Below are 14,810 nucleotides of genomic sequence, written 5' to 3' on the forward strand. Positions count from 1 at the left end.
GCGGCTTCATTCGTGAAGCCTAGCCGGGTCCCGCCCGGCGTCAACCATCAATTAGCGGCAAGAGCACACAACCCGCCACCTGATTGTCAGGGCGAACAGCTCAGCCCTGGCGCGCCTTGAAACGCGGATTGGTCTTGTTGATGATGTAGACGCGGCCCTTGCGGCGCACCAGCTGGTTGCCGCGATGACGCCCGCGCAGGGATTTCAGTGAATTGCGGATTTTCATGACAGCCAACCTGGGTTTTCGAACCGGCACACCCGCCTGCGATAAAACTGAGACGGCGCACCCACATAAAAGGAAGTGGTGCACTAATGCAGCATGGACATTTTGTCAATTCTGCCGCTGCTCTCGACGGCTGACGCGTCGCTAGCGTTTCTGCTCCCATTCCACGAACTGTTTGAACAGGGCTTCCCGCTCGCTCTCCGAGAATTTGCGGTTTCCAGCCTTCTTGGCAAAACTTTTGAAGAATTCCTCGAACTGCGAGCGTAATCGCTCCTGATTGGGACCGCCTGCCTTGAATTTGGCCAGCGCCTCTTCGGCAACGCGATATCGCGTCCATCCTGGAACTGTGCCGGCGAAATTGATCTCCGCCCATTTGGCCTGGAAGGAGGCGGTCTTGAGCTTGTCGTAATTGTTGAAGAAGGCGTTGATGAAGCGCGATACGCGACGATAGCGGTCACTGTCACTTGCCCAGTTGAAAACGGCGAGCAGGTTGAGGACGGCAATCGTTTGCACCTTGCCGCCCGCCGGTATCAGATTCGGGTAATCAGTGGCTTCAAGCGCGGTTGGCAGATAGAAGTCGGCGAAGATGGAATTGTACTCGACCGGCAGAAAGTGAAACCCCGGCTCCGGCTTGTAGCGGGTGAACGCATCATTGGGTTTGGCGACAACGTGGACGACGGCGGATATCTCTCCGGTGCGCATCTGTTCCAGCGCGATTGCATTGTTGATGAACACCGGTTCAACCGTGATACCGAGGCGGCGGAAAACAATCTGACCGGTCAGATTGGCGGCGCTGCCAACCGTGTTGAATGCCACCTTCTTGCCCGCCAGATCGGCGAGAGACTTGAATTCGGAGCGCGCATAGATGTGCACTTCGGACAAGAAGAGCGGCGATATGTAATGAATCCGGCCTTTGATGCCGGGAATTTTCTGCTCCTGCTCGAAATAGTCGAGAACGTCAGCCTGGGTGATCGCGATATCGACGCCCTTCAGATAAAGCAGATCGGAGACGTGGCCGACCGCGCCGAACGTGACCATGGGAATGATGCGAAGATTGCTGCCATCATTGAGCGCGCGCGCTAGATCAGCTGCGTAACGGATATAGGACCCCTCCAGCAATCCGCCAGCAAGGCCCACCGTCCAGGAATTGATGTCGTTACGCCCAGGCAACTCCGCCAGCGCTTGTGCTGTGGCCGTTCGCGGCACGATCATTGTTAGAAGGGCAGCGAAAAGGCAGAGCTTTTTCAAGGCGTGCAACACAGATATGCGCATGGAAAATACTCCCCCGAGGCCAACAACAACGACCATTTGCTCTTCTGCTGCAAACCGACTGCAAAAGCGTGACTGAATTGTGGCTTTCGTCGTTATCAAAGGTCAGAATATTGCTAAAGACAAGAGCTGCTTTCGCTCATCGTTGGCATTTGATCGACAAAATTTGATCGCTCTGCTCAACTCGTGGGTTGATTAGCCCGGCACGCTCGATATGACTAGAGGTACACCCAAAGCAGAGGCGGGATGACAGCTGTCATGAGCTGGCTTTTCCTCTCTTGCGGCTGATTGAACCTGGTATCAGGGTCAGGGCGATTTTGTCGGTGATCGCACACATCAAGCGCGTTTGCCCCGATCTATGATGTCGAGAACGCCAGCCAGTGATCCGCTCAAGAGGCCGTCATGCACAATTTGTTCAATATCCGTTCCGCCTTTGTGGTTGCCGCGCTGGTGATCGGCTGGAGCGCAGCGGCGCAGGCCCCGCCCGCGCCGCAGGTGGTGGTCGCAACGCCGGTGAAAAAGACGATCACCGAATGGGATGAATACACTGGCCGGTTCGACGCCGTGGCCGCCGTTGAGATCAGGCCCCGCGTCGCCGGCTTCATCGAGCAGATTCACTTCCGCGACGGGCAGATTGTCCAGAAGGGGGATATTCTCTTTACCATCGACAAGCGCCCTTACGAGATTGCCGCTGAATCAGCGCGCGCCGACATCGCTCGTGCCCAGGCCCAGCTCGAACTGGCGCAAAACGACGTTGAGCGCGCCCAGCCGCTGTTGCAGAACAAGACGCTGACACAGCGCGAATTCGATAATCGCCTGTCAACCCAGCGCGTCGCGCTCGCCGCCCTGCAAACCGCCCAGGCGACCGTGAAGACCGCCGAACTCAATCTTGAATGGGCGGAAGTGCGGGCGCCCCTGTCCGGCCGCGTATCCGACCGGCGTATCGATGTCGGCAATCTGGTCGCCGGTGGCCAGAGCGCGGGCGCCTCGACCCTGTTGACGACGATCGTTGCCCTCGACCCTATCTACTTCGCCTTTGACGCATCCGAAGCCGACTATCTCAAATATTCACGCCTGTCGCAGACCGGCCGGCGCCCTTCGGGACGCGACACCCCCAATCCTGTCCAGGTGCGGCTTGCCGACGAGACCAGCTGGTCGCGCGAGGGGCGCATGGACTTTGTCGACAACGTCGTCAATCCCCGCTCCGGCACCATTCGCGGTCGCGGCATTTTCGACAACAAGGACGGCTTCCTCACGCCCGGCGTCTTTGGCCGCATGCGGCTGTGGGCAGGTGATCGCGAGGCGCTCCTCATTCCTGATTCCGCCATCGCCTCGGATCAGGCGAGCAAGATCGTTCTGGTCGTTGGCGAGGACAACATGGTGAGCGCGCGCACCGTCACGCCGGGCCCCCTCGCCGAGGGTCTGCGCGTGATCCGCGCCGGCCTCAAACCCGATGAGCGCGTCATCATCAACGGCCGGTCGAACCCGTTCGTCCGCCCTGGTTCAAAGGTGACGCCGCAGCCGGGCGAAATCAAGTTACAGCCGACCAACTGAAACAGCCGCGCATTTTCTGACTAATTGCTCGACCTCAAGCCTGATCGGACGCCTTACCCATGCGCTTCACGCATTTCTTTATCGATCATCCGATCTTCGCCAGCGTCATGTCGATCATTCTCAGCATCGTCGGCGTCATCGCGCTGCGTGCTTTGCCGGTGTCCGAATATCCTGAAATCGCTCCGCCGACGGTGAACATCACTGCCCTCTATCCCGGCGCATCATCCGAAGTCATTGCCGCCACCGTCGCCACGCCCATCGAACAGGAAGTCAACGGCGTCGACAACATGCTCTACATCACCTCCCAGTCAACCGGCGATGGGCGGCTGTCGATCAACGTCGTTTTCCAGCCCGGCACGAATATCGATCAGGCGCAGGTTCTCGTGCAAAACCGCGTTGCAGTGGCCCAGCCTCGCCTGCCCGATGATGTGCAACGCCTTGGCATTACGGTGCGCAAAGCCTCACCCGACCTGATGATGGTCATCCATATGATCTCGCCCGACGGCACGCGTGATCAGCAATATGTGTCGAATTACGCCACGCTCTTCGTCAAGGATGTTGTTGGCCGCGTCGATGGCGTCGGTGATACACGCATTTTCGGGGCACGCGATTACTCCATGCGGGTCTGGCTTGATCCAGCCCGCATCCAGGCACGCAGCCTCACGGCTGGCGAGATTGTCACGGCGCTGCGCGCAGCCAACGTCCAGGTAGCGTCCGGATCGATCAATCAGCCACCGGCCCAGTCGGCGGGAGGATTCGAGCTTGCCATCCGCACGCTCGGACGCCTGTCAAACCCCGACGAATTTTCTGACATCATCGTCAAGACGGACAGTGACGGCGCCGTCACCCGCCTGCGCGACATCGCCCGCGTCGAACTCGGCTCGCAGGATTACAATGTCAACGCCTATCTCGATGATGCCGTGGCAACCGCCCTCGTGGTGTTCCAGCGCCCCGGTTCAAACGCCCTGTCGACCGCTGCCGCCGTGCGCGCCCGCATGGAGGAGCTGAAGCAGAATTTTCCGAGCGGCCTTGACTACCGCGTTGTCTACAATCCGACCGAATTCATCCAGCAATCCGTCGATGCCGTTATCCATACCTTCTTCGAGGCGATACTTCTGGTCGTCATTGTTGTGATTATCTTTCTGCAGACATGGCGCGCCGCCGTCATCCCGATCATCGCCATTCCCGTGTCAATTCTCGGCACCTTCGCCTTCATGGCGGTGCTCGGCATCAACTTCAACACGCTCTCGCTGTTTGGACTGGTGCTGTCGATTGGCATTGTCGTTGATGATGCCATCGTCGTGGTAGAAAATGTCGAGCGTTATCTGGCCGAGGGCATGAACCCGCGCGAGGCCGCCCACAAGACGATGGATGAAGTCGGCAATGCACTGCTGGCGATTGCGCTGGTTCTCTGTGCGGTCTTCGTGCCGACCGCTTTCATCACCGGGCTTCAAGGCTCGTTTTACAAGCAGTTCGCCGTCACCATCGCCGTCTCGACGCTTCTCTCGGCCTTTGTGTCGCTCACCTTGTCGCCCGCTCTTGCTGCCCTGTTGTTGCGCCCGCACGGCCGAGCCGCCGCACCTACCGGCTTTTTTGGCAGAATGATTGCGGTCATATCAGCCCCGCTCAATGCATTCTTCCGCAGCTTCAACTGGGCCTTCGGCAAGCTGTCAACCGGCTACGGCGCCCTGACCAGCCGCCTTGTGCGCTTTGCCGTGATTGTCCTGATTGCCTATGCTGGCCTGATCGCGTTCACCTATGTCCGCCTCGCCAGCACGCCGACCGGCCTCATCCCCCAGCTTGATCGCGGCTATTTCATTGCCGCCTTCCAGCTGCCGCCGGGATCATCGCTCACCCGCACCGATGAGGTGGTGCGTAAAGCCAGTGCGCTCATCCGCAGCCGGCCAGGCGTTGATCGCGCCGTCGTCTTCGTCGGCTTTGATGGCGCGACCTTCACCAACGCCCCGAACACGGGGGTTATTTTCGTTCGCCTCCTGCCCTTCGAGGAGCGGGCCGCCAGGGGTCTTGGTGCCAGGGCTATTCTGGGCGATCTGCGCCAGCAGGTGGCAGCCATCAAGGAAGCATTCATTCTGGTCATAGAACCACCTTCGGTGCCGGGCATCGGCACCGGCGGCGGGCTGAAACTCTATGTGCAGGACCGCTCCGGTCGTGGCGTCGCCGCCCTCGAAGGGGCGGCGTGGGCGATGGCGAGCGCTGCCAATCCGCAGAACGGATTTGCGCAGGGGTTTACGCTGTTCAACACCAAGACGCCCCAGATTTTTGCCGATATTGACCGCACCAAGGCTGAGAAACTCGGCGTGCCCATCGCCCGCGTTTTTGAAACGCTGTCGGTCTATATGGGCTCCGCCTACATCAATGATTTTAACATTCTCGGTCGTACCTACCGGGTGACCGCACAGGCCGACAATCCCTTCCGGGTTGACCTGCGCGATGTCGCCAATTTGCGCACCCGCAACGCCAGCGGCGAGATGGTACCCATCGGCTCCGTTGCCAATTTCACCGATACCACCGGCCCCTATCGCCTGCCGCGCTATAACCTCTTTCCGGCTGCCGAAGTGCAGGTCGCCCTGCTGCCTGGCGTCTCATCCGGTCAGGGCATTGCCACGCTGGAGCGGCTGGCAAGCCAGCGCTTGCCACCAGGTTTTGGTTTCGAGTGGACGGAAATCGCGCTCCAGGAAAAGCTTGCCGGCAACACGGCCCTGCTCGCCTTTGGCCTTGCCGTTGTCTTTGTCTTCCTGCTGCTGGCAGCTCTTTATGAAAGCTGGCTGCTGCCGCTCGCCGTCGTTCTGATTGTCCCGATGTGTATCCTGGCGGCGATGATCGGCATCGGCTTTCGCGGTCTTGATCGCAACGTCCTGGTTGATATCGGGCTGGTCGTGCTGGTTGGCCTTGCCGCGAAGAACGCGATTTTGATCGTCGAATTCGCCAAGCAGGCGGAGGAAATGGGCATGAACCGTTTCGAGGCGGCGATCGCTGCCGCACGAACCCGGCTGCGGCCCATTCTCATGACCTCGTTCGCCTTTATTCTTGGCGTGGTACCACTCGTCCTGTCATCCGGCGCCGGCGCTGAGATGCGTCAGTCTCTGGGAACCGCCGTCTTTTCCGGCATGCTTGGCGTCACCTTGTTCGGGCTGCTGTTCACACCGGTCTTCTATGTCGTGGTGCGCTATTTTGCCTCCCGCCGCACCACAGCAGCGCCGCTGCCGCCTGTGCCGCCCGGTCAGGTCGATGTGTGATCAGTCGACCTCGGCAAGACGCGGCTTGGGTGTCAGTACGACGCAGAAATAGCTTTCAAATTCCGCCCCCAGCACGAAATGCTGGGCGGGGAAGCTTGCCATCAGATCATCCTCGTAAAGCGATACCGCATCGGCCCGGCACAGCACGAATTTGGCAGCCGCAACAATATCCTCACGATCAATGATCGCCAGCACCTTCATGTCGGGGTGGCGCTGCAGCCAGTCGTGAACCGCAATCACCAGAAGCGGGTAACCGGGATGGAGCATGTCATCGAGAATGATCAGCCCCTGAGCATGCATTACCGCATGCGCGAGATCAAGGTCGCGGGTGATCGCCTCGCGCGAATGCTCACCGTCGATGTGAAAAAGCCGCAAGCCGGCCTCGCTGCCAAGCTTGGCGCGGATATCGGCAGGCGACAGCTCATCGCTCGCACCTTTGTGAATGACGATGCCTGCCTCATCAATGCCGCAACGCGCCAGATGCTGCCGGAAAAGATCAAGCAATCCATCATTTGGCCAGTTGAAGAGATCGATGGCCAAGGCTTTCTCGCCCGCCTGCAGGGCATGGGCGAGCGCAATGAAAAACCGCCCCTCGAACGTCCCGATTTCAGCGATGGGACCATTGATGCCCATGTCGCTCTGCCGGCGCATGAGATGACAGGTAATCGTTGCCGCAAAGCGCGAGGACATGCCACGCACGCTGTCATAGAGAGCTTCGATGTAATGGTCGCAGGCGGCAAGTCCGCTGCGAAAGGCGATGGTCATGGCACTGTCCTGGGTCAGGCGGGGCGTGGTGAGTCGATGCGGGCGAACGGGCTTGCCTTCTCAAAGGCGCGCGCGGCGGTGAGCACGGTTTCATCCTCACGCAACCGGCCAACGAGTTGAAGACCGATGGGTAATCCCTCGCTGTTAAGCCCGCAAGGGAGCGAGATCGCCGGCGCCTGGGTGATATTGAAGGGGTAGGTGAAGGGGCTCCATTCCGTCCACTCATCGCCCCATGCCGCGACACCGGCAAAGCCCGGCGGCGGCATGTTGTTGCCAAACGGCAAGGCGACTGTTGACATCTGCGGCGTGAGCAGCAGGTCATAGCGATCATGGTAATCGTGGAAGGCCTGAATGAGTTGCCCGCGCGCGACCAGCAATCGCTCCAGAACCGTGGCGCCGCTCACCCCCTGCCCGCGCAGCGCAGCTGCGAGAAATCCCGGATCCATCACCGCCCGGTCGCTGTCCTTGAAAGCCCGCAACGCCAGCGCCGCACCCGCAAACCACAGATCATTGAGAATATCGCGCGGATCGCTCATGCGTGGATCGGCCTCCTCGACATGAGCGCCGAGTTCTTCAAACACCCGCGCTGCCGCGGCCACGCTTGTTTCAATTTCCGGATCGATCTTGCTGACGTGGCCAAGCCGCGGCGAAAAGCCGATTTTCAATCCCGTGATCCCGCCCTCAAGCCTGCCGCGACGATCAAGGGCCTTGTCGGTCCATGCCAGGAAATCACGCCGGTCAGGTGCCGTGATGAGGGACAGCGCGAGTGCCTGATCGCTGGTTGAGCGGGTGATGGCACCGACATGGGCAAGCTCTCCCATCACCGAAATCGGATAGGCCGGTACCCGCCCATGCGTCGTCTTGAAGCCGACAACGCCCGTAAAGGCCGCCGGAATGCGCAGGGAGCCGGCCCCGTCGGTTCCCAGATGAATGTGACCAAGCCCGAGGGCTGCACACGCCGCCGCCCCCGAAGACGAGCCGCCGGTCGTGCGATCAAGCCGCCACGGGTTGCGCGTCAACCCGGTAAGCGGACTGTCGGACAGCCCCTTCCAGCCAAATTCAGGCATCGTCGTCTTGCCGAGAATGACCACCCCAGCCTCACGCAGCCTTGCCACTGCGGGCGCATCGAACGCTTCCGGCGCATCCGATGTTGCCAGCGACCCGTTGCGCTTGGGAAATCCCTTGAGCGACAGATTGTCCTTCACCGTCGCGGCAATCCCGTCAGCCGGGCCGATAGCCGCCCCTTTGGCGTAGCGTTGCTCACTGGCGTGCGCCGCCACCAGCGCTCCCTCGCGGTCGATGAAGACGAAGGCATTGATCGCGCTCTCGCTGGCATCAATGCGCGCGAGCAGGTTTTTTGTTACCTCGACCGGCGACAAGGCGCGACGGGTAAACTGGCGGCGCAGCGCCTCGCCGTCCATGGCATCAACATCATTCATCGCTTCGTCCCCTGTAACCCGACGTTAGATGAGACAGGATATTTTGTCTAAGTAATCGCCACCTCACCTTTCCGCGCCCATCTGTGCTAAGCCAGCACCGTTCCAAAAATTGCGATCAACCCGGAGACATGATGTCTGGCATTTTCTGGCGAACCTGCCTGGTAGCGGCAACACTGGTGGTGAGCCCCCTTGCGCAGGCCGAGACGCTCCAACTCCTGGTCGTCGATATCGCCCGAAACGGCATCCAGCAACTCGTGCCGGGTTTCGAGAAGCTCTATCACCATCAGGTCGTCATCCAGTCAGCACCTGCAAGCCTGCTCCTCCAGCGCCTTGAAGCGGGCGAACGCGCCGACATCGTCATTCTTGATGCTGTTTCGCTTGACCGCCTGGAGGCGCAGAAAAAACTGCGCTACCTCGAAACTGCGGAACTCGGGCGAGCTGGGCTTGGTGTCGCCGTCAAGGCCGGCGGAACGTTGCCGGCGGTGTTTACCGAAGACGAATTCAAGACAAGCCTGACGGCTGCCCGCTCCATCGCTTATGCAGAATCGGAGACAGGATCGGCCGCGCAGTTTCATATCGCCCTGTCGAGGCTAAAGCTTGCAAGCCAGACGGCCACCAAGCTGCGTCCATTGGCGCGGCCCGACATGGTCGAGCGGGCGCTGGCATCCGGCGAGATTGACCTGGCGGTTGGCTGGGCCAATGAATTCGTCAGTCGCCCCGGCATCGTGCTGGCCGGGTTTCTGCCACATTCGCTGCAGAAATGGCTGGTCGTGCGGGCTGCGCGCTTGAGCGATGGCGAGCCGGCGCGCGCCTTCATCGATCACATCGCTGATGACGACAATCTGAAGCTTTTCACGCGGAGCGGTTTCCGCTAGCCCGAACAGACCGCCATCCGCGCCACACCTTCTGTCCAGTAAAAGGGGCCCATCGTCCATGGCCAAATCGCAAAAACCACAATCCCGCAAGCAACGAACGCCGGACCCCGAGAAATTATCGGCGTTCCATGTCTGCGGGCTCGACGACCTGACCGGCAACCACTTGCAGCCGGTTCTGGTGATGCAGGGGGGTGGCGCGCTTGGTGCCTATCAGGCTGGCGTCTACCAGGCGATGCACGAAGCAGACTGCGAGCCGGAATGGGTGATCGGCACATCCATCGGCGCGATCAATGCCGGGCTGATCGCCGGTAATCCGCCAGAGCGCCGCGTCGAGGCGCTGAGCGAATTCTGGAATCGCATGTCGCGCGATAACAGCCTGCTCTTTCCACCCTTCAACCTGTTTCCTGCCGCCACCACGATGATGCTGGGACTTCCTGGCTTTTTCGCTCCCAAGCCCCTTAACGCTCTGAGCGGCGGCGGACCGGCGCAGGCCGCCATCTATTCCACCTCGCCCCTTGAAAAGACACTGAGCGAGCTGATCGACACGTCTCTTCTCAACAGCAACGCACCGCGCCTGACGGTCGGGGCCGTCAACGTGGTCGAGAGTTCAATGAAGTATTTTGACAGCCGCGACATGCCGGATGGCAAAGCTTTGTCGGTGGCGCACATCATGGCCTCCGGCGCCCTGCCGCCGGCCTTTCCCTCGGTCGAGATCGACGGCTGCTATTTCTGGGATGGCGGCATTCTTTCCAACACGCCGATCGAAGCCGTCTTCGACGATAGCCAGCGCAAGAGCAGCCTGGTGTTTTCCGTCGAGGTCTGGCACGGACATGGGCCTGTGCCCAAAACCGTCAACGACGCGCTGACCCGGCAAAAGGATATCCAGTACGCCAGCCGCGATGACGAACACATCATGCGCCAGCGCCAGCTGCACAAGCTGCGCCATGTCATTACAGAGCTGGTTGGTCATCTGCCCGATGAGGCAAGCGAGATGGAGAACGTTGTCGAACTGGCAGCTTATGGCTGCACGACACGCATGCACGTCGTTCGCCTGTCCGCACCGATCATCCCGGGCGAGGATCACACCAAGGATATTGATTTCTCACCTCAGGGCGTGACGCGGCGCTGGCAGGCGGGACGTGAGGACACGCTGCGCATGTTTGACGCGAAGCCATGGACAAAGACGGCCTTCGATCCGTTGAACCCGGTCATTGTCCACAAGGATCCTGGCTTTGATAAACCGTCAAAATCCTAGAGTGTAGTGTGAAAAGGCGGAAACCAATTTTCCTATAAACGCCTGTGAAAACATGACGATAAGAGCGAATCGTGGTTCCTCATCAACGCAACCTGCTCCCGGATCGCGCGTTCGATGAGCCCCAGCCATCCCTTAGGCAGAGTGATCAGGCCCGCTCAGCCATGTCGCCACATATCCGTGAAGCCAGTCGATGGCGGTGACCAGCAGGAACACGGCGAGAACCGGGACCACGATACGAAATTCGCCGATGATCCCGTCTGTTAACATCAGGGCGGCGAGCGCAAACAGCACCGCCGCCGCCGCGACAATCGCCAGCGTCAAGAGGCTGCGCCCTATCAGCCGGGCAAGTCCTGAACGATCATCGATTGTGCTCACGGCCCCGCCGCTCTCATTGTTTCGGGATCGCTCTTGAAAATATAGAAATTGTCCACGCGTTCAATCTCGCCTTCGACCGAAACGAGCTGGCCGACAAAATCCGCAAATCGCCGCGCGTTGACGCCATCTTTATCATCGGTGAGCAGGAAATACTCCGAACCGCTGACCGCGCCGGTGCTGACAAAAACCGGTGGAACGCCCCCGACCAGGCAGAGATTGGCGCACGCCTTGTGCGCCAGCCCGTTGCCCGGGCTCATGGCGCCGCTATAACATTTGCCATCACAGATTTCGCCCGTCAGCCGCCAGCGGCCGAGTGATTGCGGCGGGGCGGGGTGCAGGACATCGCTGGCGGAGGCAACAACGATTCCTTCCTTGTCATCAACCAGCAGCATATCGAGCGTGCCGCGCTTCAACAGATAACCGGCAACCGTCACCCACCGCCCGTAAAGCCCGTCAGCCTGGCTCTGGACACCATATTTGCCTTCCCCCGCCAGCAGATAGGCGCGCGGCTTGCGTCCCTCGCCATCCGGCACGCGCAGCACCGGATAGGGTCTGGCTTCAAGAATGCCGCGCACCTCGATGTGCTGATAGCCGGTTACCGCCCAGCCGGGATCGGCCGTGCGTCGCGACAAGACGAGGCCAAGTCCACCCATCACCACGACAACAATGAGCCCGATGACTGCGAGGAAACGGCCGAGCGGCTGCGGCACCGCATTGATATAGCCGATGAAGAAGGCATCCTTGCCATCACCCGCCATCAGCCACCCCCTCGTTAACCGGTAACGGCTCGACGCGGGTTCCAGGCGGATTTGCCCGCCGGTCAAGCCAAAGACGATCCAGATCACGGCGCAGGCGATAGGTGGCGACCTTCTCGGTAAAGGGCGCCGGTGCGCAGCCATCTTCGGGCCGGTACTGAAAGCCATGCCACGGACAGGTGACGCAGCCATCAATGATACGCCCCTCGCCGAGCGGACCGTTTTGATGGGCGCATAGATTGGTCAGGGCCGAGAGCTTGCCATCATAGCGGAAGATCGCCACCTTCTCTCCCTCGCCAAGGTCGATGATGCGTGCCCGCTTGTCAGCAATCGTCGAAATCAGCCCGGCATCGACCCAGTTGTCATCGCCTGCCGTGCCCTCGGGCGCCCGGCTGACGGAGCGGGCGGCCAGATGCACGCCAACCAGACCCAGCGCGCTGGCGCAGACAATCATGACAAAGAATGGATCCCCGCTTCCCTGAAAACTGCCCAGCGCAATATGGGCAACAATGGCGCCATAGGCGAGGTAGATGAGCATGTGGAGCGATTTCCACAAACGGGGCGTCAGAAAGCTCAACCAGAAATCATGGCTGGTGAAGGCAAGAGCCAGAAGTATGACGAGGGCCAGAACGCCGAATATCTCGAAGGGAAATCCCAGCACCTGCCCGTAGCTGGTATTGGCCGAAAATAACGCCAGAAGCGGGTTGAGAGGGCTCAGGTTGAGATACCAGGAATAGACATAATAGACATGGGCGCAGGCAACCGAGCAGGCAATCACCCCGAAATGGCGGCGATTATAGAGAAGCGGCAGGAAGCGCCGGTCAAGCCGCGACAACGGCCCGATCGCCAGAATGAAGCTCACCAGAAGAAAGGCGCAGGAGCCGAACGCGCGCATGCGCAGGATCGCGTCATCGATGGGCCGGCTGACGAGCTGCAAGTTCGGCGCAAGTCGAAGATAGGCGATGATGTAGAGGAACATCGCCAGCAACACCACGCCATCATAGACAAGCTTGCTGCGGTACCAGATGACCGGCTTCAAAGTGACGCTCACCGCCCGCTCTCCACTGACATTGCCCGCTGGTCGATCGGCACGGCAGGCAGCTCGTACGGGCCGCTCTGGCGCAGCGCCAGTGCCGCAACCAGCATGATCGGCAAAACGACCGCCAAGGTTTTCCACGCCGCCGCGTGGCGCGCCAGAAAAGAGCGACGGACGCTCATATCAGCGCCCCGCCCCTGCACAATCTGCCACCATCGCCACAAGACGAGCGGCCACAACATGACAAGACCGGGCACGATCAGCGGGCGAAACGCGTAGGCGCCGCGCGCTGAGGGCTCAACACGGTCAATCCCCAGCAACAGGAACAGCAAAGCCGCCACGAGGCCAGCCGCGCCATAGGCATAAAGAAAGGAAACGATTGCCTGCGACACGACCACCCCGCACCTCGTATTGACAGGCGAACCTAACCCGAGATGGCTGTCGAAAACAGTAGGGAATGCCCGTAGACCGATAATCGTTTTACGAGTTTATGCGCGGGCATCAGCGCGGCAGGGCGCTGCTGCCCATCAGTTGAAGATCAACCGCGCGGGCTGCCTGGCGTCCTTCGCGAATGGCCCACACCACGAGCGATTGACCGCGCCGCATATCGCCTGCCACCCACACTTTGGGATGGTTCGTGAGATAGGCCATATCGTCGGCAACAACATTGCCGCGCTTGTCGAGCGACAGAGACAGGTCTTTCACCGGCCCGTCATGCATCGCATGCGCAAAACCGATGGCAATCAGCACGAGGTCGGCTGGTATGTGAAATTCGCTTCCCTCAACCGGCTGGCGACGGTCATCGACACGGGCGCACAAGACGCGCTTCAGCCTGCCATTCTTGCCTTCAAGCCCAAGCGTCGCCGCCCAGAATTCGCGCGCCGCCCCTTCGGCCTGTGATGACGAGGTTCGGAATTTGGTCGGCCAATAAGGCCATACGGTGAGCTTGTTTTCGCGCTTGGGCGGCTCAGGGCGAATGTCGAGCTGAGTGACCTGCAAGGCCCCTTGGCGGAAGGCTGTGCCGATGCAGTCGGACGCCGTATCGCCACCGCCGATGACGACGACTTTCTTGCCCGCGGCATGGATCGGCACTTCGGGGATGACCGGCTCATGGCCGACACGCCGGTTCTGCTGCACCAGATAGGGCATGGCGTAATGCACGCCCTCAAGCTCCAGGCCCGGCAGCTGCGGATCGCGTGGAAATTCAGCGCCGCAGGCAAGAACCACTGCGTCATGGGCCTCCACCAGCTCGCCTGCTGCCAGCGTATGGCCGATGCTTTGGCCGAAATGGAAGGTGACGCCTTCCGCTTCCATCTGGTTGACGCGGCGGTCGATCAGCCATTTTTCCATTTTGAAATCAGGAATGCCGTAGCGCAGAAGCCCCCCGGCGCGCGGTTCACGCTCATAAAGATGAACCTCATGTCCGGCCCGTGCCAATTGCTGGGCGCAAGCCAGCCCCGCCGGACCAGCCCCGACGATCGCAACACGCCTGCCCGTGCGCTTCTTGGGGGGCTCTGGATGGATCCACCCCTCCGTCCATGCACGGTCGACGATGGATTGCTCCACCGTCTTGATCGCGACCGGAGCATCCTCGAGGTTCAGGGTGCAGGCTTCCTCGCAGGGCGCAGGACAGACACGGCCGGTGAATTCAGGAAAATTATTGGTCGAGTGCAGATTGCGCGAGGCCTCCTGCCAGTCCCTGGCGTAGACGAGATCGTTCCAGTCGGGGATCTGGTTGTTGACCGGACAGGCCGTATGGCAATAGGGCACGCCACAATCCATGCAGCGCGCCGCCTGCTTCTCCACATCGCGCTCGTCAAGCGCCAGCGTGAATTCGCGAAAATGGCGCACGCGATCACCCGCCGGCTGGTACTTCTGCTCCTGCCGGTCAATCTCCAGAAATCCCGTGACCTTGCCCATCAATCCTGACTTTCGAATATCGTTGCCATCAACCGGCAATCTGCTGCCAATGCCTGTCCACCCCCGCAACCGCCATGCGGTGCGGCC

13 protein-coding genes are annotated in these 14,810 nt (G+C 60.5%); 4 read left to right on the forward strand and 9 right to left on the reverse strand.

The genetic code is table 11. The features are described from left to right. Positions 1-100: 100 nt before the first annotated feature. A complete protein-coding gene (gene ykgO, locus ACINK1_RS07565; RefSeq protein ID WP_376802629.1) occupies positions 101-226 on the reverse strand; it encodes a type B 50S ribosomal protein L36 in 126 nt (41 codons plus the stop codon). Positions 227-367: 141 nt separating this feature from the next. Further along, on the reverse strand, positions 368-1,435 hold the full coding sequence (locus ACINK1_RS07570) for a TAXI family TRAP transporter solute-binding subunit (RefSeq protein WP_395760051.1): 1,068 nt from the start codon (positions 1,433-1,435) through the stop codon (positions 368-370). Between the two features lie 459 nt (positions 1,436-1,894). Here ACINK1_RS07570 and ACINK1_RS07575 point away from each other — a divergent pair, with 459 nt between their 5' ends. Together ACINK1_RS07575 and ACINK1_RS07580 are read left to right on the forward strand one after the other, a co-directional pair. Next, positions 1,895-3,046: an efflux RND transporter periplasmic adaptor subunit gene (locus ACINK1_RS07575; protein WP_376802631.1), complete on the forward strand. Its 1,152-nt coding sequence runs from the start codon at positions 1,895-1,897 to the stop codon at positions 3,044-3,046. Positions 3,047-3,105: 59 nt separating this feature from the next. Further along, a complete protein-coding gene (locus ACINK1_RS07580) occupies positions 3,106-6,303 on the forward strand; it encodes an efflux RND transporter permease subunit (RefSeq protein ID WP_376802632.1) in 3,198 nt (1,065 codons plus the stop codon). On the opposite strand, the gene ACINK1_RS07585 is transcribed toward ACINK1_RS07580, so the two are convergent. Next, positions 6,304-7,068, reverse strand: coding sequence for a class I SAM-dependent methyltransferase (locus ACINK1_RS07585; protein WP_376803728.1), 765 nt, complete (start codon positions 7,066-7,068; stop codon positions 6,304-6,306). It abuts the gene before it with no gap. A 14-nt stretch (positions 7,069-7,082) separates the two neighbouring features. Beyond that, positions 7,083-8,507 (reverse strand): amidase, encoded by a 1,425-nt coding sequence (locus tag ACINK1_RS07590; protein ID WP_376802634.1) that lies wholly within the window; start codon positions 8,505-8,507, stop codon positions 7,083-7,085. A gap of 128 nt (positions 8,508-8,635) precedes the next feature. Here ACINK1_RS07590 and ACINK1_RS07595 point away from each other — a divergent pair, with 128 nt between their 5' ends. Together ACINK1_RS07595 and ACINK1_RS07600 are read left to right on the forward strand one after the other, a co-directional pair. Beyond that, complete coding sequence (locus tag ACINK1_RS07595; protein ID WP_376802635.1) at positions 8,636-9,382, forward strand: molybdate ABC transporter substrate-binding protein; 747 nt, start codon at positions 8,636-8,638, stop codon at positions 9,380-9,382. A gap of 58 nt (positions 9,383-9,440) precedes the next feature. Continuing rightward, positions 9,441-10,637: a patatin-like phospholipase family protein gene (locus tag ACINK1_RS07600; protein WP_376802636.1), complete on the forward strand. Its 1,197-nt coding sequence runs from the start codon at positions 9,441-9,443 to the stop codon at positions 10,635-10,637. A 132-nt stretch (positions 10,638-10,769) separates the two neighbouring features. Here ACINK1_RS07600 and ACINK1_RS07605 read toward each other — a convergent pair whose 3' ends face one another. From ACINK1_RS07605 to ACINK1_RS07625, 5 genes are all read right to left on the reverse strand, one after another. Further along, positions 10,770-11,012, reverse strand: a complete 243-nt coding sequence (locus tag ACINK1_RS07605) for a hypothetical protein (protein WP_376802637.1) — start codon at positions 11,010-11,012, stop codon at positions 10,770-10,772. After that, entirely contained in the window at positions 11,009-11,770 is a 762-nt protein-coding gene (locus ACINK1_RS07610) for a hypothetical protein (protein ID WP_376802638.1), read from the reverse strand. The genes ACINK1_RS07605 and ACINK1_RS07610 overlap by 4 nt, the downstream gene beginning before the upstream one ends. Continuing rightward, positions 11,760-12,818 (reverse strand): Rieske 2Fe-2S domain-containing protein, encoded by a 1,059-nt coding sequence (locus tag ACINK1_RS07615; protein ID WP_376802639.1) that lies wholly within the window; start codon positions 12,816-12,818, stop codon positions 11,760-11,762. Before ACINK1_RS07615 ends, ACINK1_RS07610 begins: the two co-directional genes overlap by 11 nt. Continuing rightward, complete coding sequence (locus ACINK1_RS07620) at positions 12,815-13,195, reverse strand: hypothetical protein (protein ID WP_376802640.1); 381 nt, start codon at positions 13,193-13,195, stop codon at positions 12,815-12,817. The genes ACINK1_RS07615 and ACINK1_RS07620 overlap by 4 nt, the downstream gene beginning before the upstream one ends. Positions 13,196-13,304: 109 nt before the next feature. After that, the gene (locus ACINK1_RS07625) at positions 13,305-14,723 is read right to left on the reverse strand and encodes a glutamate synthase subunit beta (RefSeq protein ID WP_376802641.1); all 1,419 of its coding nucleotides are present in this window, start codon (positions 14,721-14,723) and stop codon (positions 13,305-13,307) included. Positions 14,724-14,810: the final 87 nt, after the last annotated feature.

The sequence above is a fragment of the Raskinella chloraquaticus (SeqCode) genome, from assembly GCF_021731865.1.
In the GTDB taxonomy this organism is placed as follows: Bacteria; Pseudomonadota; Alphaproteobacteria; order Rhizobiales; family UBA4765; genus Raskinella; species Raskinella chloraquaticus.

What these genes read in the sequence shown, in the direction of transcription:
- ACINK1_RS07580 (WP_376802632.1), top strand. Translation starts at nt 3,106, where the DNA reads ATGCGCTTCACGCATTTCTTTATCGATCATCCGATCTTCGCCAGCGTC.
- ACINK1_RS07610 (WP_376802638.1), bottom strand. Translation starts at nt 11,770, where the DNA reads ATGGCGGGTGATGGCAAGGATGCCTTCTTCATCGGCTATATCAATGCG.
- ACINK1_RS07625 (WP_376802641.1), bottom strand. Translation starts at nt 14,723, where the DNA reads ATGGGCAAGGTCACGGGATTTCTGGAGATTGACCGGCAGGAGCAGAAG.
- ACINK1_RS07585 (WP_376803728.1), bottom strand. Translation starts at nt 7,068, where the DNA reads ATGACCATCGCCTTTCGCAGCGGACTTGCCGCCTGCGACCATTACATC.
- ACINK1_RS07600 (WP_376802636.1), top strand. Translation starts at nt 9,441, where the DNA reads ATGGCCAAATCGCAAAAACCACAATCCCGCAAGCAACGAACGCCGGAC.
- ACINK1_RS07575 (WP_376802631.1), top strand. Translation starts at nt 1,895, where the DNA reads ATGCACAATTTGTTCAATATCCGTTCCGCCTTTGTGGTTGCCGCGCTG.
- ACINK1_RS07570 (WP_395760051.1), bottom strand. Translation starts at nt 1,435, where the DNA reads ATGATCGTGCCGCGAACGGCCACAGCACAAGCGCTGGCGGAGTTGCCT.
- ykgO (WP_376802629.1), bottom strand. Translation starts at nt 226, where the DNA reads ATGAAAATCCGCAATTCACTGAAATCCCTGCGCGGGCGTCATCGCGGC.
- ACINK1_RS07590 (WP_376802634.1), bottom strand. Translation starts at nt 8,507, where the DNA reads ATGAATGATGTTGATGCCATGGACGGCGAGGCGCTGCGCCGCCAGTTT.
- ACINK1_RS07595 (WP_376802635.1), top strand. Translation starts at nt 8,636, where the DNA reads ATGATGTCTGGCATTTTCTGGCGAACCTGCCTGGTAGCGGCAACACTG.